This is a genomic window from Mycobacterium sp. SA01, from assembly GCF_041287105.1.
GTDB lineage: Bacteria > Actinomycetota > Actinomycetes > Mycobacteriales > Mycobacteriaceae > Mycobacterium.
The window spans coordinates 260,784-279,291 of record NZ_JBGGNO010000015.1 but is presented as its reverse complement, the minus strand read 5'-3'; the positions used below and the strand labels follow the sequence as shown (position 1 = coordinate 279,291).

16 protein-coding genes are annotated in these 18,508 nt (G+C 66.7%); 10 read left to right on the top strand and 6 right to left on the bottom strand.

Annotated elements, in window-relative coordinates; translation table 11 throughout:
* Positions 1-882 precede the first annotated feature (882 nt).
* Genes AB4879_RS07605 through AB4879_RS07595 form a run of 3 tightly spaced genes read left to right on the top strand, consistent with a single transcriptional unit; the run spans position 883 to position 4,445 of the window.
* Entirely contained in the window at positions 883-1,977 is a 1,095-nt protein-coding gene (locus AB4879_RS07605; RefSeq protein ID WP_370507094.1) for a DUF5631 domain-containing protein, read from the top strand.
* Positions 1,974-2,936, top strand: coding sequence for a hypothetical protein (locus tag AB4879_RS07600; RefSeq protein ID WP_370507093.1), 963 nt, complete (start codon positions 1,974-1,976; stop codon positions 2,934-2,936). Before AB4879_RS07605 ends, AB4879_RS07600 begins: the two co-directional genes overlap by 4 nt.
* An 18-nt stretch (positions 2,937-2,954) precedes the next feature.
* Positions 2,955-4,445, top strand: coding sequence for a bifunctional phosphatase PAP2/diacylglycerol kinase family protein (locus AB4879_RS07595; RefSeq protein WP_370507092.1), 1,491 nt, complete (start codon positions 2,955-2,957; stop codon positions 4,443-4,445).
* Here the strand turns inward: AB4879_RS07595 and AB4879_RS07590 are convergent.
* Complete coding sequence (locus AB4879_RS07590; protein WP_370507091.1) at positions 4,399-5,067, bottom strand: phosphatase PAP2 family protein; 669 nt, start codon at positions 5,065-5,067, stop codon at positions 4,399-4,401. The two genes, AB4879_RS07595 and AB4879_RS07590, sit on opposite strands and share 47 nt — an antisense overlap.
* 170 nt (positions 5,068-5,237) lie before the next feature.
* Complete coding sequence (locus AB4879_RS07585) at positions 5,238-6,014, bottom strand: trans-aconitate 2-methyltransferase (RefSeq protein WP_370507090.1); 777 nt, start codon at positions 6,012-6,014, stop codon at positions 5,238-5,240.
* Between the two features lie 99 nt (positions 6,015-6,113).
* On the opposite strand from AB4879_RS07585, the gene AB4879_RS07580 reads away from it, so the two are divergent.
* Positions 6,114-7,946 (top strand): ArnT family glycosyltransferase, encoded by a 1,833-nt coding sequence (locus AB4879_RS07580; RefSeq protein WP_370507089.1) that lies wholly within the window; start codon positions 6,114-6,116, stop codon positions 7,944-7,946.
* Between the two features lie 55 nt (positions 7,947-8,001).
* The gene (locus tag AB4879_RS07575; RefSeq protein WP_370507088.1) at positions 8,002-9,195 is read left to right on the top strand and encodes an alpha/beta hydrolase family protein; all 1,194 of its coding nucleotides are present in this window, start codon (positions 8,002-8,004) and stop codon (positions 9,193-9,195) included.
* Between the two features lie 3 nt (positions 9,196-9,198).
* Here the strand turns inward: AB4879_RS07575 and AB4879_RS07570 are convergent, their stop codons facing one another.
* From AB4879_RS07570 to AB4879_RS07560, 3 genes are all read right to left on the bottom strand, one after another.
* Positions 9,199-10,098 carry a class I SAM-dependent methyltransferase gene (locus tag AB4879_RS07570; protein WP_102805048.1) on the bottom strand — a complete coding sequence of 300 codons (900 nt, stop codon included), beginning with the start codon at positions 10,096-10,098 and terminating at the stop codon, positions 9,199-9,201.
* Positions 10,099-10,145: 47 nt separating this feature from the next.
* Positions 10,146-10,466 carry an EthD family reductase gene (locus AB4879_RS07565; RefSeq protein WP_370507087.1) on the bottom strand — a complete coding sequence of 107 codons (321 nt, stop codon included), beginning with the start codon at positions 10,464-10,466 and terminating at the stop codon, positions 10,146-10,148.
* Between the two features lie 90 nt (positions 10,467-10,556).
* The gene (locus AB4879_RS07560) at positions 10,557-11,399 is read right to left on the bottom strand and encodes an oxygenase MpaB family protein (RefSeq protein WP_370507130.1); all 843 of its coding nucleotides are present in this window, start codon (positions 11,397-11,399) and stop codon (positions 10,557-10,559) included.
* 141 nt (positions 11,400-11,540) lie between these two features.
* Here AB4879_RS07560 and AB4879_RS07555 point away from each other — a divergent pair, with 141 nt between their 5' ends.
* The gene (locus AB4879_RS07555; RefSeq protein WP_083117347.1) at positions 11,541-12,161 is read left to right on the top strand and encodes a TetR/AcrR family transcriptional regulator; all 621 of its coding nucleotides are present in this window, start codon (positions 11,541-11,543) and stop codon (positions 12,159-12,161) included.
* Here AB4879_RS07555 and AB4879_RS07550 read toward each other — a convergent pair.
* Positions 12,158-12,736: a VOC family protein gene (locus tag AB4879_RS07550; RefSeq protein WP_370507086.1), complete on the bottom strand. Its 579-nt coding sequence runs from the start codon at positions 12,734-12,736 to the stop codon at positions 12,158-12,160. The two genes, AB4879_RS07555 and AB4879_RS07550, sit on opposite strands and share 4 nt — an antisense overlap.
* A gap of 122 nt (positions 12,737-12,858) precedes the next feature.
* Here AB4879_RS07550 and AB4879_RS07545 point away from each other — a divergent pair, with 122 nt between their 5' ends.
* From AB4879_RS07545 to AB4879_RS07530, 4 genes are all read left to right on the top strand, one after another.
* Positions 12,859-13,980 carry an alpha/beta hydrolase gene (locus tag AB4879_RS07545; RefSeq protein ID WP_370507085.1) on the top strand — a complete coding sequence of 374 codons (1,122 nt, stop codon included), beginning with the start codon at positions 12,859-12,861 and terminating at the stop codon, positions 13,978-13,980.
* Positions 13,956-14,942 carry a 2-hydroxyacid dehydrogenase gene (locus tag AB4879_RS07540; RefSeq protein ID WP_370507084.1) on the top strand — a complete coding sequence of 329 codons (987 nt, stop codon included), beginning with the start codon at positions 13,956-13,958 and terminating at the stop codon, positions 14,940-14,942. Before AB4879_RS07545 ends, AB4879_RS07540 begins: the two co-directional genes overlap by 25 nt.
* On the top strand, positions 14,920-16,245 hold the full coding sequence (locus AB4879_RS07535; protein WP_370507083.1) for an MFS transporter: 1,326 nt from the start codon (positions 14,920-14,922) through the stop codon (positions 16,243-16,245). Before AB4879_RS07540 ends, AB4879_RS07535 begins: the two co-directional genes overlap by 23 nt.
* A gap of 63 nt (positions 16,246-16,308) precedes the next feature.
* Positions 16,309-18,507, top strand: coding sequence for an acyl-CoA dehydrogenase (locus AB4879_RS07530; RefSeq protein ID WP_370507082.1), 2,199 nt, complete (start codon positions 16,309-16,311; stop codon positions 18,505-18,507).
* Position 18,508: the final 1 nt, after the last annotated feature.

Sequence of the window (18,508 nt, the reverse complement as noted above, 5' to 3'; positions counted from 1 at the left end):
CGCGCTACTAATGCACTACGCGACGATTTGAGTGCCATTGCGCAACGCGGCAAGTCTCAGATTGAGAGCATCGAATCATCCAAAGAACCTTTGCCCATCAAGATAACTAAAATCGTTGACGTTGTTGTAGAAGCACAACGCGACGCTGGGGCGAAGGCCGCTGGCCATAGTGACGATATATTCAATTCGATCCAGCAGGTTCTGCACACATCAGGCTTCGATACAACAGCGCGGCAATTTGCGACCCAGCACGGATTCGATTCATCGTCATTTAGTCGACCAGTCACCAAAGAGTCTGTACAGCAGCAGGTTTCGGCGCTATTAAAGCAGTCACCTCCGCCTTCAGACGCATCGGGAGGTGGTGGTCTTACTAGTACGGGTTCCGATTCTTTCTCGAACGCCGCCGGCGGCGGTAAGTCTGAGGGGCCGGCACATTTCTCAGATGCCGGGAGCCAGGCAACCAGTTCTTTTCCGACCGCGGTCCAGACTGGCAATTCGACCGGTGGCGTAGCGGCCAGCGCCCCGAAAGGTGCGGACGCACCGTTTGCAGCTGCTGTGCAGCAAGGTCAGGCCCAGCCCCCTGCCGCAATTTCTAACCCAACGCTGACTTCAGGTATCCCGGGAATGCCAGCACCCTCAGCGAGCAGCTCCATACCAGGAGGTTCAATCGCTTCCGGCGGACAGAGTATCTCGGCCTCATCGAATCCCCTCGCGCCGTCGACATCAACTTCAGCCCCCACAAACGCACTCTCTCCCGAAGGCTTCGCCCAGAACTTCAACAACGGCGCACAAGCCGGCGGCCCTGTGTCGTCGGGCGCTGAAGGCCTCTCGAACACCGCAGCCCACGCCATGCAGCCGCAGGCGCCCCTTCATTCCGAGAGCATGGCCGCACCGCCGATGGCGCCGACAGCGCCGACCGCAGGAGCGCAGCTCTTCGAAACAGCGCACACCGCACCGACTTACGATGCCACCCAAGCACCCCCCGTCGCTCCCCCGGCAGACACCACCCAGACCTACGTCGCCGCCCCCGCAGCCCAAGCGCCCGTCATGCCCTCGACCGCTGCCCCCGCCGCACCCCAAGGTCCGCTACCCGCCTACGGCGCCGACCTGCGGCCGCCGGCGGCCACCGCACCCGCTGCCCAGCCGGCCATGCCGGCCGCCGCCTCCCCCGGATCGGCACCCGTCCACCCGTCCGCCGGCACCCAGCTCAATCAGCCGGCGGTCGTCCGTCAAGCTCCGACAGCCGCATCAACGGCAGCCCCCGCGCCAGCCGGGCTCACCGAAAATGCCGTCGCCGCAACCACTACCGGCGCCATGGCCGGCGCCAGCGCCGTCGTAACACAAGCCCAGCAGCGCCTCAACAGACTGCTCGACGCCGTCGCGCGCCAGGAACCCAAGTTGCGCTGGGCCATCGGCGACCGCGACGACGTCACCACCGTCCTGGCCACCGACCTGGCCAGCGGCTGGATCCCGCCGCACGTCGAAATCCCGACCGGCATAAAGCTTCTCAGGCCAGGAAGCCGCAACAGGCCACTCGACGCGCTGCTCGGCGAGACCACCCTGACCGCCGCCTACGCTCCCGGCCAGTACCTTCCGCCCGCGGAAGATGCACAACCCACGCAGATGTCCATCCGCGCGCGCGACACCGCGGAAGTCGACGACCTCGGCTGGGAGCTCGCGCAAGCCACCAAGTGGCGTGACGGCCTGCCCCGCCTGGCCCACACCTTGGCCAAAGCCGCATCGACCGGTACCGGCTACCTGGACTCCGAAGTCGAGCTGCTCCGCGAGCATCTCGCCAACGTCGCAGCCAAGGTCCTGGGTGACTACCCCGATCATGTCGACACCGCTAGTGTCGGCAACTGGCAGCTCTTGGCGACCATCGACGCCCTGATCAAGGGCGAAAAGACCGCTGCCAACTACCACTTCGCGTGGTTTCAGGTCCTGAACCTGGCGCTGAAGGGAGAGGTGCACCGATGAGTGGCGGACAGCTCAACGTCACCGATGGCGGCTACCAGTCGGCCAACGCTGGGAACATCCCCCCACCACCCATCACCTCCGATCCGCTCGTCGCCGGTGCAACCCCCATCGAACAACTGCTGCGTGTGCTCGGACTGGCCGCCAATCTCGGTGACCCCAAGGACAACACCGAAAGCATCGAGGAACACGCCAAGCGCGACTCCAAGACCGCCGAGGCCGCCGCGAAGTTCCCCGCCCAGGACGAGCAGGCCAGCGCCGAGATGAAAGGCGTTGCCGGCCAAGGCCAAGCCGATCAGATGGCCCAACAACTCCCGCAGATGGCGTCTCAGCTCGCCGGCGCCATGGCCGGTGCGATGGGCGGCGCACTGCAGCCGCTGGCCCAGATCCCGCAGCAGGTCGCCCAAGGCGCCCAACAGATGATGCAGGCCGGCATGGGCATGATGCAGCAGGCCGGTGGCGCCTCCGCAGAACTCGACAAAGCCAGCCTGACCGACCCGCTTGGTGAGTTCGGCGAGACACCCGGCGAAATGGGCTCTGGCGGAGGCGGATCCGGTGGTGGCGGCGGTGGAATCGGCGGTACCTCGCCGACCGCCATGCTCGGGCCGCCGCCGGTGCCCGCCGCAGGCACCTCGCCGTCAGCGGCGAACACCCAAGTGCCGGCACCGCGAATGGCTGCGCCGACATCGGCGCCCGCCGGTGGCATGGGCGGCATGCCGATGATCCCGCCGGGGGCGATGCATGGTGCGGGCAAATCGGAGAACGACGCCAAGGCCGACACCAAGCGGGTGTCCGTGCCGACCGTGAAGAACGGCGCCCCGGTCCAGGGCCGGATCACGACCCCGCCGCCCGCCAACCCTCAGGTCACCAAGAAAGTCGACGGCAAGCCCGTCGCGACGAGGCGCATCATCCTGCCCGACAGCAAGCCCGCAGACGAGGCATCCGGCGAGCCGAAGTCCTGACCCCGATACCGTGGAGCGATGACATCGCGAAGCTTGCTCGAAGGCCAAGGCATCCGTCAGATCACGGGCGGGCTCGGCACGCTGGACCGCGAGGTCTTCGAGGCCGTTGCCGAATCACCGAGCCTGCTTCTCGACAAGGCCATGCCGGTGCTCACCCGCGCCGCCGACCACTCGAAGCTGTGGTTCGCGATCGCCGCGGTCCTGGCTGCGACGGGCTCACCGTCGGCCCGTCGGGGCGCCGGTCGCGGGGTGATCACGCTGGCCGTCACCAGCCTGGTGACCAACCAGGGCGCCAAGCGGGTCTGGAGGCGCGATCGCCCGAACCGCACGCTGGTTCCGCTGGTGCGACGGTCACGTCGAGTCCCGACGTCGAACTCCCTTCCCTCCGGCCACTCGGCCAGCGCCGCCGCCTTCGCCGTCGGCGTCGGTCTGGAGAACCCGCCGCTGGGCCTGGGCCTGGCGCTGCTCGCAGGCTTGGTGGGCCTGTCCCGGGTGGCGACCGGCGCGCACTACCCCGGCGACGTCTTCGCGGGATTCGGCATCGGCGCCGCGATCGCCGTCCTGGGTGGTCGGTTGGTCCCGCCGATCGTGCCGGCCAAGCTGCCCTCGACTGAGCCACTGGTGATCGACACCCCGGAGCGTCCCGAGGGCGAGGGCGTCGTCCTGGTCATCAACCCGGCCTCGGGCAGCGGCACCGGAACTCGGGTCATCGACGAGGTCCGCGAAAAGCTGCCGAAGGCCGAGATCGTCGAACTCGGTCCGGATGACAACCCGGAGACCGTCCTGCAGGAGGCCGCCCAGCGCGCCGAGGTGCTCGGAGTCGGCGGCGGCGACGGCACCGTGTCGGCCGCGGCTTCGGTGGCGATCGCCACGGGCCTGCCGCTGGCGGTGTTTCCCGCCGGGACGTTCAACCACTTCGCCAAGGACATCGGCTGCGACACCGTCGAGCGCACCGTCTCGGCCATCCGCGAAGGCAACGTCTCGTGCGTAGACCTGGTGTGCCTCAACGAGGACCAGATGGTGATCAACACCGCCAGCATCGGTGCGTACCCGTTGTTCGTCCGAACCCGGGAGAAGCTCGAGCACAAGGTCGGCAAGCCACTGGCAGGTATGTACGCGATGCTGCACACGCTGCGCCGCGGGACGCCGGTCCGAATCCGGTTCGACAACAAGACAATTCAGACCTCGTTGTTCTTCCTCGGTAACTCCGTCTATCTACCGTCGGGTTTCGCCCCGGCCCGGCGGACCCGCATGGATGACGGGCTCATTGACGTCCGCATTCTGGAAACCGGCAAGCGTTTCAGCCGGCTGCGCATTCTCACCGCGGTCGCGCTCGGCCGCCTCGAACGCAGTCCGCTCTACCACGAGATTCAGGCGCCGGAGTTTTCCTTCGAGGCCGTCGACGGCCCGACGCCGCTGGCCCGCGACGGCGAGGTCGGCGACAGCTACGACAAAGCCAGCTTCAGCGCGAAGTACCGAGCGCTGCCGGTATTTCGACCGCTGGTGTGAGCGGTATCGGCGGCACCAGCCGCAGGCACAGCAGGTAGTAGACATAGCCCAGTGCCCACCCCGCCAGCACGTCAGACGGGTGGTGGACATTGAGCACCACCCGCGCCACGCCGACCGTCACGATCAACAGGCCACCGACGAGGGCCAAAGCCCGCCTGGGGCGAGGACCGAGGTGCGGCCACAGCACCGTAAGCAAGGCCAGCACGCCGACCATCACCCCCAGTGCGTGGCCGGACGGAAACGACGATCCCTGGCCGTAGACAAACGCCGAAGCCGGGCGGGGCCGGCCCGCGAGGAACTTCGCGCCCTCGGTCACAAGTCCCATCAGTCCGATGCTGATCACCAGGAACAACGCGGTCGGCACCCGGCGGCGCACCAACGCGATGACCAGCAGTATCAACGCCACCACCCGGAACCCGTTCGGTCCGAACACGACGCAGAACACCACCCAGAAGGAAACCCAGCCCGGGCGCGAAGCACCAATGTCGTGGAATGCCTGGAGCGAGTCGGTGTCGACCGAATCCAGCCAACCCCAGTTGAGCGCATATCCGACCCACATCGCCGCGTAGACAGCCACGGCGACGACGATCGAGGCGGTCAGCCAGGTTCTCTTCGATGCCATCTGTTCTTCAGTACCACGAAAGCCTGGCACGATCGTCGAAGTGCCGGCCCCGGCTACGACGATGTTCGGAATCGGTAATTCTCCGCGTGATCAGGATCGCTGACCGGCCTGGACCGGCCCGGCGTTGCCTGACAGGCGGTTTCGTTCCAGCGGCGGTTCATAGCCCGGTTTCACCGCGACGGACTGCCCACCTGAGCGACGACGAAGATCCGGCGGAACGGGAAGTACGTGCGCCCGTCGGGCCGGGTGGGGTAGGCCTCGTCGAGCATCGGAATCAGTTCAGTCCGAAACTGCTCCCACTGGTCGTCGTCGAGTCGGTCACGCACCGGGGTGAGCGCGGTGCCGGTGATCCAGTTGAGCACGGCGTTCTCTCCCTCGAGCTCATGGATGTAGGTGGTCTCCCAGACGTCGACGCGGCAGCCCGCCTCGGTGAGGATCTCGGCATACCGGATCGGTGTCTCGACGACCTTGGTCGTGCGGAAAGCGAAGTCACCCAGGATGTTTGACCAATGCTCCTGATCTGCCAGTCGGCGCACCGCCACATGGGACGGCGCGTCGAAGTTGCCGGGCACCTGGACTGCGAGCCAGGCACCTGGATCGAGCTGGCCGGCCCAGCGCACCATCAGCTCCGGATGTCCCGGAACCCATTGCAGCGCAGCGTTACTGAATACAACGTCGGTGTCCGGGCGCGGTGTCCACGTGGCGATGTCGGCCAACTCGGCGTCGATTCCGCGTTCCTGCGCGGCGGCGACCATCTCCGCGGAGCTGTCCACGGCCTCCAGCACGGCGTCCGGCCAGCGCTGAGCCAGCTGTTCGGTGAGATTGCCCGGGCCGCACCCCAGGTCGGCTACCCGCCGCGGGGACTCGGCGCCCACCCGCGCCAGCAGGTCGAAGAACGGCCTGCCGCGCTGGTCGGCGAACGTCAGGTAGGTCTGTGGGTTCCACACTCCGTCCACTTCACCACACGTACGCGAATCATGAAACACACAGCGACTTCCCAGCTCTGCCAACACGCGTTCGCCAGCACTTTCAGGCACGGTGGTGCGGTGACCGCCACCGCCGACCACACCGAAGTACTCGGTGCGGCCATCGCTGACGGCCCGGTGCGCGCCGCGCCCCGGTGGCCGGCCTTCGCTGTGACCGCGCTGTTGGTCGCCACCGCGGCGCTGTATCTCTGGAATCTGCCGATCAACGGCTACGGCAACTCCTTCTATGCGGCCGCCGCCCAGTCCGGCTCCAAGAACTGGGGGGCGTGGTTCTTCGGCTCGCTGGATCCCAACGACTTCATCACCGTCGACAAACCGCCTGCCGCGTTATGGGTGACGGGGTTGTCGGTGCGGTTGTTCGGGATGAACAGCTGGGCGGTCCTGGTGCCGCAAGCGTTGATGGGGGTCGGGGCTGTCGCGCTGCTCTACGCCGCGGTGCGTCGTGTCGTGACCGACCCCGCGCGCGGTGCGGTGGCGGGCCTGATCGCGGGCGCCGTCTTGGCGGTCACCCCGGCTGCCACGTTGATGTTTCGGTACAACAACCCTGACGCACTCATGGTGCTGTTGATGGTCGCGGGCGCCTATTTTCTGACTCGCGCCATACCCGGCGCGTCCTGGCGATGGCTGATGCTCGTGGGCATCGCGCTGGGGCTGGCATTCCTCACCAAGATGCTGGCCGGGCTGATGGTGCTGCCCGCCTTCGGTCTCACCTACCTACTGTTCGCACCCGCGAAATGGTGGCGACGACTGCTGCATCTGCTGAGCGCCACTGCCGCGCTGGTGATTTCGTGTGGTTGGTGGGTCGCGGTGGTCCAGCTGTGGCCGGCCGCGGCGCGTCCTTATATAGGCAGCTCGACAGACAACACGGTGCTCAATCTCGCACTGGGTTACAACGGCGTCGACCGCATCGTCGGAGGCGGCAACGCGGTGTCCCACGGGCACCCCAGCGGGTGGAGCACCCACGCCGGGGTGCTTCGACTTCTCTCCGCAGAGATGGGTTACGAGGCGTCCTGGCTGCTGCCCGCCGTCGTCGTCGCCGTGGTGGCAGGCGCGTATCTTGCGTTGCGCCGCAAGCTAAGTCGTATCGAGGCAGCCAGCTTCACGATGTGGACCGGGTGGCTGGCCGTGTGCACAGTCGTGTTCAGCTACATGTCCGGCATGGTGCATCCGTACTACACCATCGCCTTGGCGCCGGCGGCCGGAGCGCTGATCGGCCTGGCCGCGGTGTGGAGCAGATCAGCGGCGATCGTGATGGTGGTAGCCGCCGCATGGTGGGCAGTCATTCTGCTGAACCGGGCCCAATTGGGCCCGACCTGGACCCGCACCCTCATCGAGTCCGCGGCCGTTGCGGCCATAGTTCTACTGGCCGCGGCACTGACCCGATGGCCGCGGCTCACGCCCGTCGCGCTGGCGGTCTCGCTCGTCGCGGGTCTCACCGGCACCGCGATGTTCTCGGTGGCCACCGCCGCCACCCCGCACAACGGATCGATACCCAACGCCGCCCACACGGCCGACGTGTGGCCGACTGTCGGTAACCGTTTCGGCAAGACGATGATGATGGGCGCCAGTTCGGACAGAGTCGACCCGCATCTGGCTGAGATGCTGGCCGCCACCCGCACCCAGTGGTCGGCGGCCACCTCCGGCTCACAGGCGGCGGCCTCGCTGGAAATCGCCTCCGGTACTGCGGTCATGGCGATCGGCGGCTGGAGCGACGACCCGGTGCCCACGCTGGCGCAGTTCATCGACGACGTCCACGCCCAGAAGATCAGCTACTACGTCGACAGCGGCCGGATGCGCAGCCGCGACCGCGTCGGTGGGCAGATCGCCAGTTGGGTACAACAGCATTACCGACCGGTGAAGGTCGGCGGCGCGTTGGTGTATCACCTGTTGTGAACCGCGCGCCCAGTTAGCATCCGATGACAGATGCCGACCTCGAAAGGCCGCGACAATGACGTCGAACGTCGACCTGCCCATTCCGGTGCCGGTGCCCGATGTGCCGGGTGCCGACGCCGGATACGAGGGACTGCCCGACCGCGCTGATCTGACCGTACTTCAGCGGCTCACCGTCGACGCCTCGGCGGTCGCCGATATCGGCCTGCGCACCGCTATCGCGTCACTGGTCGGGGCGTCCATGCTGCCGACCGTCGCCAAGAGCATCGTGCGCCGGTCGGACCTGCACCGCGAGCGCAGCAATCTGGAGTTCTACGCCGAACTCGCCGCGCGCCGTGACCCGACAGCATCCTTTCCCGCACCTACCGACGTGCCCGGCGTGACGACCCGCCCAGCGAACCCCGTTGCGCAGTACATCGCGCACGGCAACGTGGAGAATCTGCGGTTCCAGAGCAGCTTCGTACCCGTCAATCCTGGTATGCGTAAGCAGTGGACGCGACTGGAGCGCAACAACGTTGTGTGGGCACAGCATTGGCGCCACGACGACGGGCCACGGCCGACGTTGTGCGTCATCCACGGTTTCATGGGTTCGCCCTATCTGTTCAACGGACTGTTCTTCTCGCTGCCGTGGTTCTACAAGACCGGGTACGACGTGCTGCTCTACACGCTGCCGTTTCACGGCCGTCGCGCCGAAAAAGGCTCGCCCTTCAGCGGATACGGCTTCTTCTCCCAAGGCATGGCCGGATTCGCCGAAACCATGGGCCAGGCGGTCCACGACTTCCGGTCGGTCTTGAACTGGTTACGCGACACTGGAGTCGACCGCATCGCGCTCACCGGAATGTCGTTGGGCGGCTATACCTCAGCCCTGGTCGCCTCCGCCGATGACCGGCTGGAGGCGGTGATTCCCAACGTTCCGGTGGTCACTCCGGAGTCGACGTTCGACGAGTGGTGGCCTGCCAACAAGCTGATCGAGGTGGGTCGCAAGTTCGGCACCATCGGCCGTGACGAGTCGGCGGCCGCCTCGGCCTATCACTGCGCGCTGAACTACGAGCCGTTGGTGCCGCGGGATCGGCGACTGATCATCACCGGCCTCGGCGATCGGTTGGCGCCACCCGAGCAGGCCGAGGCGCTCTGGGAGCACTGGGATCGTTGTGCGCTGCACTGGTTTCCGGGTAACCACATCCTGCACGTCAGCCAGCCGGAGTATCTACGCCGCATCAACCGGTTCCTCCGGCCGGTGATGTGGGACTAGCGCCTAGCGTTTGACCGCGCTCACCAGCGTGATGCTGGACAGCATGTTGGCCGCCTCGGCGTCCGCCGACTCGACCGAGCGCCCGACGGTCTTCAGGTAGTCGATCAACGTCGTGTCCTGTGCGGTCCATCCGCGCTCGGCGAACCACTGCGCGGCCGGTGCATGCTGCTCGTTGTACACCAGCTGCCACCACTGGCCCCGTTCGTCGTCGCTTGCCTTCGCCTCGTCGACCTTCTCGCGGAACGCATCGCGATCCATCGGTCGCCCCTCCTCGACCGCGGCGTGGCTGCCCGAAGCGGCCAGCGCGTCGATCCCGGTGAACAGCTGCTCCTGGGCACTGGCGGGCAGATAGATGAGCAGTCCTTCGGCGATCCATGCCGACGGCTCGTCGGGCCGGAAACCGCTGTCGCGCAGTGCTTGCGCCCAGTCGTCCCGCAGATCGATGGCGATCTCCTTGCGCTCGGCTTTCGCGGTGGCGCCGTGCGCGGCCATGGTCTCGCGCTTGAACTCCAGCACCTGCGGCTGGTCGAGTTCGTAGACGGTCGTGCCGGCCGGCCAGTCCAGCCGGTAGGCACGAGAATCGAGGCCCGCGGCGAGCAGGACGACCTGACGTACGCCCGCCTGCGCCGCCGCGCCGAAGTACGCGTCGAAGTACCGGGTCCGCGCCGCCTGAAAGGTGACGAAGTGTTGCCCGAACTCCGGGGTCTTCAGCGGATGGTCGGGCGCCTCGCCGTCGAGGACTGCAGCCCATGGCCCACCAACGGCGCGACAGAACACCTCGGCGAACGGGTCGACCGCCAGCGGGTCGGGTTTCTGCGCCTCGAGTGCGCGGGCGGCGGCGACGAACAAAGCCGTCGAACCGACGCTGGTGGTGATATCCCAGGTGTCGTTGTCACTTCGCACTGCCGCGAGGGTACTCGCGGAATCTGGCAGCGCGTGGGCGACAGGAATCAGTGCGAGGGAATCTGGATGTCCGAGAAGAGGACTCGAACACCTCCGGTCGACAGCCGCGCCATCGCCTCGAAGAACGCGCCGGCCTCCGCGGTGGCGACCGCTGCGCTGGCCGCGTCGTAGTCCGGGTAGTACAGGTCGATCATCCGGTAGGCCGGAGTCGGTGAGCCGTCCTCCTTGGGCCACACCTTCGAGGTCTCGAACCGGATGTGGCCCGGAATCTTGCGGGCGGCGTCGAGCTGTTCGGCCTCGTACGCGGCCTCGAAGGCATCCGGATCGATGGGGTTGTCGTAGATGACCGTGATCTTGGTTTCCGGCACCTGATCTCCTCTGACGTTACTGACGCTGGCGACGCAAGCCAGTATTGCCGGTCAGACCCCGAAGCGATACCCGAACCGATTCCGGTCGGGTCAGACCAGCGGTCGACCGGTGCGGATCCGCCAATCCACATCGCGCAGAAGCAGATTGAACGGGAACTCCCGGATGACCCGTGGAGTCAGGTTGTTGACGAACCGAATGCACGCCATCAACCGGTCGAATTTGCGCTGTTTGTCCGGATTCCAGTCGAGGCGCATCTCGTCGCGGAAGCGCTGCGGCAGGAATCCCGTGGTGATCAGCAGGTTGAACTGTTCGAGCGGTTCCTGCACGCGCTTGGGCAGTCGCACGCCCCGGATCCGCGACACGGCGAACGGGTACAGATATTCGCGGATGGTGTCGTCGATGTGCAGCTTGTCCAGTGATGCCTGCCAGTACTCGTCGAACGCGGCCCGATCGGCCGGCCACATCTCGGCGGGCACCTGCAACGTGGTGGCCAGTGCCGCACTGTCCCGGTAGTGCCGGTCGGCGGTCTCGTCGTCCATCTCGCCGATGAACACCCGGGCCACGTCGACTCCGCCCTTGTAGAGGCACGCGGCCACCCAGAGCTGCAGGTTCTTGTCGAACGCGTTGTACTCCACCGGGCTGTCCGGCGTCGAATACACCTGGGCGTGCGACTTGTTGACCGCACGCCGATACGCCTTCTTCTGCTCGTCGGTGCCGCGGGTGGCCACCGCCAAATACGTGAAGGTCGTCCTGGCCCGTTTGATCGGGTGCCGGTCGGCTCGTCCGCTCTCGACCCGGCTTTCCATCACGCCGTAGCCGACACCGGGCAGAGCCAGCTCCATGATCACGTTCGCCGGGCCGGCGAGCAGCGCAACACCCATCAGCCCGTCGTCGAAACCCGGTCCCCACTTGCGGCGGCGAGCCGACGGCATCGGCGGCGCACTGACCGCCCGGTCGACGTGGCTGATGACGGGTTCGCGGATCGCCACGCTGGGCCACCTATCGAATGAGAATCTGACAACGAATGTTTCCCAATATTGCCGCCCTGGCCTGAGCAATGTCAAGATGGGCTAATGACGCAGGCACGGCCCTACGGCGGCGTGGATGCCGCCGATCGGCTGGCACGGAGACGGGCCCGTCTACTGGAGGCCGGGCTGGAACTGCTGGGCAGCAATGTCGACCCCGCTGAGCTCACGGTTCGGGGCATCTGCCGAGAGGCCGGCGTCGCCACCCGCTATTTCTACGAGAGCTTCGCCGACAAGGACGAGTTCGTCGCGGCGGTCTTCGACTGGGTGGTCGCCGACCTGGCCGCCACCACACAGGCCGCGGTGGCAACGGCCCCGGTCGATGCGCAGAACCGCGCGGCCATGGCCAATATCGTGCGGACCATCGAACTCGATCCGCGGGTCGGTCGGCTGATGTTCAGCTCGCAGCTGTCCAACACCACGGTGGTCCGCAAAAGACAGGAGTCCGGCGCGCTGTTCGCGATGCTGTCGGGCCAGCACGTCGAGGCGCTGCTGCACCGGCCCGCCAACGACCGGATCAAGGCGTTCGCACACTTCGTCGTGGGCGGCGTCGGCCAGACCATCAGCGCGTGGCTGGGCGGCGCGATCACTCTGACACCGGCCGAACTCGCCGATCAGCTCACCGCGATCATCGACGAACTCGGCGATCCGCGGCTGTTCCGCGACTAGCCTGCAGCGATCGGCTGCTTGCGGTCGGCCGCCGTCTTCGGCGGAGTTGCGGCTTCATGATCGGTGAATTCCCGGGTCCAGCAAGCGAACTCCAGGACGATGCCGTCCGGATCGCTGAAGTAGAAGGACCGTACGTACACCCCGGGGTGCAGTTCGCGAGTGGCTCCCTGGGGACTGTCGTCGTGGTTGAGCACGGGCCCGACCCGCACACCCTTGTCCTTGAGCCGCTGGCGGTACTCGTCGAACTTCTCCTCCGGCACATGAAACGCCAGGTGATTCATCGAGCCCACCGCGCTGACGATCGAACCCAGGCCGGGCAGCGCTGCCGGGGTGGTGCTGCCCATCGTGCCGTCCGGCGCCTCGGCGAACCAGAAGAACGCCACGCAATCGCCGTTGCCCGCGTCGAAAAAGAAGTGCTGCCCCAGTCCGTCAGGCAGATTCAGCGACTTGACCAGCGGCATACCCAGCACATTCGAGTAGAAATCGACAGTGCGCGCCATGTCCGAGCACACCAGCGCGACGTGGTTGATTCCCCCGAGCTCGAATTCTGGGTTGGTGTTGTGCGGCTTGATCACGGCGTGCCCCCACAGATCCTGGTCGACTCTCCCAACCGAACCTAACACCGGATTCAGGCATGCACATCGACGCTGACGAATATCGTCTCCTCAGCGATCCACACCCGAAGGAGGCCACCGACATGCCCACCCCCGGAGTCGTGCACGAATTCATCGGGATGTCCTCGCCGACCGCGCGCCGAGCCGGCGCGGGCGGCCACCCTTGCCAGGGGCTTTACCACCGGGGAGTGGGCCGCAAGCCGAAGGTCGCGGTCATCGCCAGCCACTACCAGATCGACTTCTCCGAGCACTACCTCGCCGATTATCTGGCCACCCGTGGCGTGGGCTTCCTTGGCTGGAACACCCGCTTCCGCGGATTCGAGAGCAGCTTCATGCTCGACCACGCGCTGGTCGACATCGGCGTCGGGGTGCGCTGGCTGCGCGATATCCAGGGCGTGGAAACGGTAGTACTGCTAGGTAATTCGGGCGGCGGCTCATTGATGGCGGCCTATCAGTCCCAGGCCGTCGATCCCAACGTCACCCCAGTGGAGGGCATGCGCCCCGCCGCGGGGCTGACCGAACTACCTGCTGCCGACGGTTACATCGCCAGCGCCGCCCATCCCGGGCGTCCCGATGTCCTGACCGCATGGATGGACGGCGCGGTCACCGACGAAAACGATGCGGTGGCAACCGATCCCGCCCTTGACCTGTTCGACGAGGGCAACGGCCCACCGTACTCCGACGATTTCCTGGCTCGCTACCGGGCGGCTCAGATAGCCCGTAACCACGCCATCACCGACTGGGCGGAGACCGAACTCAAACGCGTGCAGGCCGCCGGGTTCTCCGATCGGCCGTTCACCGTGATGCGCACCTGGGCCGATCCGCGCATGGTGGACCCGGCCATCGAACCCACCAAACGGCAGCCCAACCTCTGCTACGCCGGTATTCCGGTGAAGGCCAACCGCTCCGCACACGGCATCGCGGCAGCCTGCACGCTACGCAGCTGGCTGGGCATGTGGAGCCTCAAGACCGCTCAGACCCGCGCCGAGCCACATCTTGGCCGGGTCACCGTCCCGGCATTGGTGATCAACGCCGAGCAGGACACCGGGGTGTTCCCATCGGACGCTCAGCGCATCTTCGACGCCCTGGCCAGTACCGACAAGACTCTGTGCGCCATCGACACCGACCACTACTTCACCACGCCGGGCGCACGCGGCGAGCAAGCGGACACGATCGCGAAGTGGATCGCCAAGCGGTGGCGCTGAGAGTTCTGGCGCACTTTCTCCCCGGCGAGAAGGTGCTGGATATTGTTGCGCCAGAGGCGGATTGGCTTGATATTCACTGGTGCCACGAAGACGACGACGAAGCGCTGCACCGCGAGCTGCCCGACGCCGAGGTGATCTGGCACGTGCTGCGTCCGCTGTCGGGCGAGGATCTGCGCCGCGCACCGCTGCTGCGACTGGTGCACAAGCTCGGCGCGGGGGTGAACACCATCGACGTCGAGACAGCCGACGAGCTGGGAATCGCAGTGGCGAACATGCCCGGCGCCAACGCGCCCTCGGTCGCCGAGGGTGCGGTGCTGCTCATGCTGGCCGCGCTGCGCCGACTTCCCGCGCTGGACCGCCTCACCCGGCAAGGACTGGGCTGGCCCACGGATCCCAGCCTGGTCGAGACGGTGCGCGACATCGGCAGTTGCACCGTCGGCCTGGTCGGCTACGGCAATATCGCCAAACGCGTCGAGCGGATCGTGCTCGCGATGGGCGGCACCGTGTTGCACACCAGCACCGCCGACGACGGCGCCGCCACCTGGCGTCCGCTGCCCGATCTGCTCGCCGCCAGCGACGTGATCAGTTTGCACCTGCCGCTGACCGCCGCGACCGACAAGCTGATCAACCGAGCCGCGCTGGATGCAATGAAACCACATGCGGTACTGGTCAACACATCTCGCGGCGGCATCGTCGACGAACCCGCGCTGATCGATGCGCTACGCGATGGCCGGCTGGCCGCCGCCGGACTCGATGTGTTCACCGACGAACCCGTCGACCCGGGCAGCCCGCTGCTCCAACTCGACAACGTCGTCGTGACACCCCACGTCACCTGGTGCACCGTCGACACCATGCGGCGCTACCTGATCCACGCCGTCGACAATTGCCGCCGTCTGTACGACGGCCGCGACCTGGTCAACGTCGTCAACGGAAGGCCGGATGTCCGTCGCATACACCAGTGATCGGTCACTGGAATCCCGCACCGTGCGCAAGGTGGCCATGCGCGCCCTGCCCTTCCTGATGGCGCTGTACTTCGTCAACTACCTCGACCGCACCAACCTCGGCATCGCGAAGGCCGACATCAGCGAGCACCTGCAGCTCACGGCGAGCATGTTCGGCCTGGCGTCGGGCATCTTCTTCATCGGATACGTCCTGGTCGAGGTGCCATCGAATTTGGCGCTCGAACGATTCGGCGCCCGCCGTTGGCTGGCTCGCATCGCGGTGTCATGGGGAATCGTCGCCGTCGCAATCGGATTCGCGCCCAACGCGCCGACCCTGCTGGCGTTGCGATTCCTGCTCGGCGTCGCCGAGGCCGGGCTGTTCCCCGGGGTCATCTTCTATCTGACCCGTTGGTTCCCGGCCGCCTACCGGGCGCGGATCGTGGCGATGTTCATGATGGCAAGCCCGGTCGCCGCAGCCGTCGGAACTCCGTTGGCGGCGTGGATGATCCAGGCCGGTGAAGGCACGTTCGGGCTGGCCGGCTGGCAATTCATGATGATCGGCGTCGGACTGCCGGCGATCATCCTCGGCGTGATCTGCTGGTTCTATCTGACCGACCGGCCGGCCGAGGCGCACTGGTTGCAGCCCGACGAACGACAATGGCTGATCGACGTGCTGGCCGACGAGGCACGCGATGTCGCAGGCAGCTTCGACTTCCCGTTGCGCCGGGCGCTGACCAGCCCTCGGATCTGGTTGCTGGCCGTGGTGTACTTCGGCGTCGCCTATGGGCTGTACGCGCTGGCGTTCTTCCTGCCGTCGATCATCTCCGACTTCAAGAAGATGTTCGATGTGCACCTGTCGATCGTGCAGGTCGGTTTGATCACCGCGGTGCCCTACACCCTGGCCGCGATCGCGATGTACCTGTGGTCGCGCCACGCCGACCGCCAGAATGAGCACGTCTGGCACGTCGCGATCCCAATGGGGCTGGGCGGCTTGGCCATTCCGGTCGCGCTGTATCTGCACTCCCCGCTGCTGGTGATGATCCCGGTGTGCATCGCCGCGATGGGAGTGTTCAGCGCGATCCCCAGCTTTTGGGCGCTTCCGGCGCAGTTCCTCACCGGTGCCGCCGCAGCGGGCGGGATCGGCCTGATCAACTCGATCGGCAACCTCGGCGGATTCGCGGCGCCGTACGCCACCGGTGCGCTGAACCAGTTCACCGGCAACGACAAGGCCGGCATGTGGGCGGTGGGCATCTTCATGCTGATCTCCGCGGTAGTGGTGGTGGTGCTGCGCGCGACCCCGGACCGGGATACCCGCCGTCACTGAGGCGGCCTGGAGCGGCAGGTACCCTGGCTCCCAACCCACCGGTTAATAGGGAAGGCACCCGACATGCCCATCGCCATCACCCAGGAGCACAACGACCTCGCCGATTCGGTGAAGTCCCTTGTCGCACGCGTCGCGCCGTCCGAAGTTCTGCACGAGGCCCTGGAGACGCCGATCCCCAACCCGCCGCCGTACTGGAAAGCAGCGGCAGAGCAGGGCTTGCACGGCCTGCACCTGGCGGAGTCGGTCGACGGCCAGGGTTTCGGCCTGTTGGAGCTCGCGATCGTGATCGCCGAGTTCGGTTACGGCGCCGTGCCCGGGCCGTTCGTCACCTCCGCGATAGCCAGTGCGCTCATCTCTGCCCATGATCCCGAGACCGAGCTGCTGAGCAAGCTGGCCTCCGGCGAGCTGATCGCCACCTGCGCGCTGGAGTCGGGTCTGACCGCAACCCGCCAGGACGGCTCGCTGGTGATCCGCGGCGAGGCCCGCTCGGTGCCCGCCGCCGCGCAAGCCGCCGTTCTGGTGCTACCGGTCGCCATCGAAAGCGGCGTGGAATGGGTGATCCTCGACGCCGACCAACTCGAGATCGAGCCGGTCAACTCGGTGGACTTGTTGCGTCCCGTGGCGCACGTGCGGGCCAATGCCGCCGAAGTCAGTGCCGACCGGGTGCTGTCCACTCTGTCGCAGGCGGCCGGCCGCGCGATCCTCACCACACTGTTGTCGGCCGAGGCGGTCGGCATCGCCCGCTGGGCCACCGACACGGCAGCGGCGTACGCGAAGATCCGCGAGCAGTTCGGCCGCCCGATCGGCCAGTTCCAGGCCATCAAGCACAAGTGCGCCGAGATGATCGCCACCACCGAGCGCGCTACCGCGGCGGTGTGGGATGCCGCGCGTGCACTGGACGAGGCTGCCGAAAAGGACTGGGACAACGAGCAAACGGCGTACGAGTTCGCCACCGCGGTGGCAGCCAGTCTGGCGCCTGCCGCCGCTCAGCACTGCACCCAGGACTGCATCCAGGTGCACGGAGGCATCGGCTTCACCTGGGAGCACGACACCAACGTCTACTACCGTCGCACTCTGGGCTTGGTCGCCGCGTTCGGCCGCGCGAGTGAATACCAGCAGAAGGTCTTCGACACCGCGACCAGCACCGGCATGCGGGCCATCAACATCGACCTCGACCCCGAGACCGAGAAGCTGCGCGACGAGATCCGTGCGGAAGTGGCTGCCCTGAAAGCGATTCCGCGGGAGGAGCGCAAGACCGCGATCGCCGAGGCCGGTTGGGTGCAGCCGCACCTACCGAAGCCGTGGGGCCGGGCCGCCAAGCCGATCGAGCAGATCATCATCGCGCAGGAATTCACCGCCGGACAGGTCAAGCGACCGCAGATGGGGATCGCGGCCTGGCTGATCCCGTCCATCGTGGCGTTCGGCAACGAGGAGCAGAAGCAGCGCTTCCTGCCGCCGACGTTCCGCGGCGAGATGATCTGGTGCCAGCTGTTTTCCGAGCCCGGCGCCGGCTCCGATCTGGCCAGCCTGACCACCAAGGCCACCAAGGTCGACGGCGGCTGGCGGATCACCGGCCAGAAGATCTGGACCACCGGCGCCCAGTACGCCCAGTGGGGTGCGCTGTTGGCGCGGACCAACCCGAGCGCGCCGAAACATGCCGGCATCACCTACTTCCTGCTGGACATGAAGGCCGAGGGTGTCGAGGTCAAGCCGCTGCGTGAGCTCACCGGTCACGCCATGTTCAACACGGTGTTCATCGACGATGTGTTCGTCCCCGACGAGCTGGTGCTGGGCGAGGTGGACCGCGGGTGGGAGGTCAGCCGCAATACCCTGACCGCTGAACGGGTTTCGATCGGAAGCAGTGAGCCGGGATTTCTGGCCAACCTCGACGGATTCGTGCAGTTTGTCCGCGACGGACACTTCGACCAGATCGGCCATCACCGGGCCGGCGAACTGATCGCCGAGGGGCACGCGGCCAAGCTGCTGAACCTGCGCTCGACGCTGCTGACCTTGGCCGGCGGCGATGCGATGCCGTCGGCCGCCATCTCGAAGCTGCTGTCGATGCGCACCGGGCAGGGGTACGCCGAGTTCGCGGTGTCCTCGTTCGGCGTCGACGGCGCCATCGGCGATTCTGCGGAGCTGCAAGGTAAGTGGGCGGAGTACCTGCTGGGCAGCCGGTCGACGACCATCTACGGTGGCACCTCTGAGGTGCAGCTCAACATCATCGCCGAGCGCCTGCTGGGGCTGCCCCGCGACCCGTAGA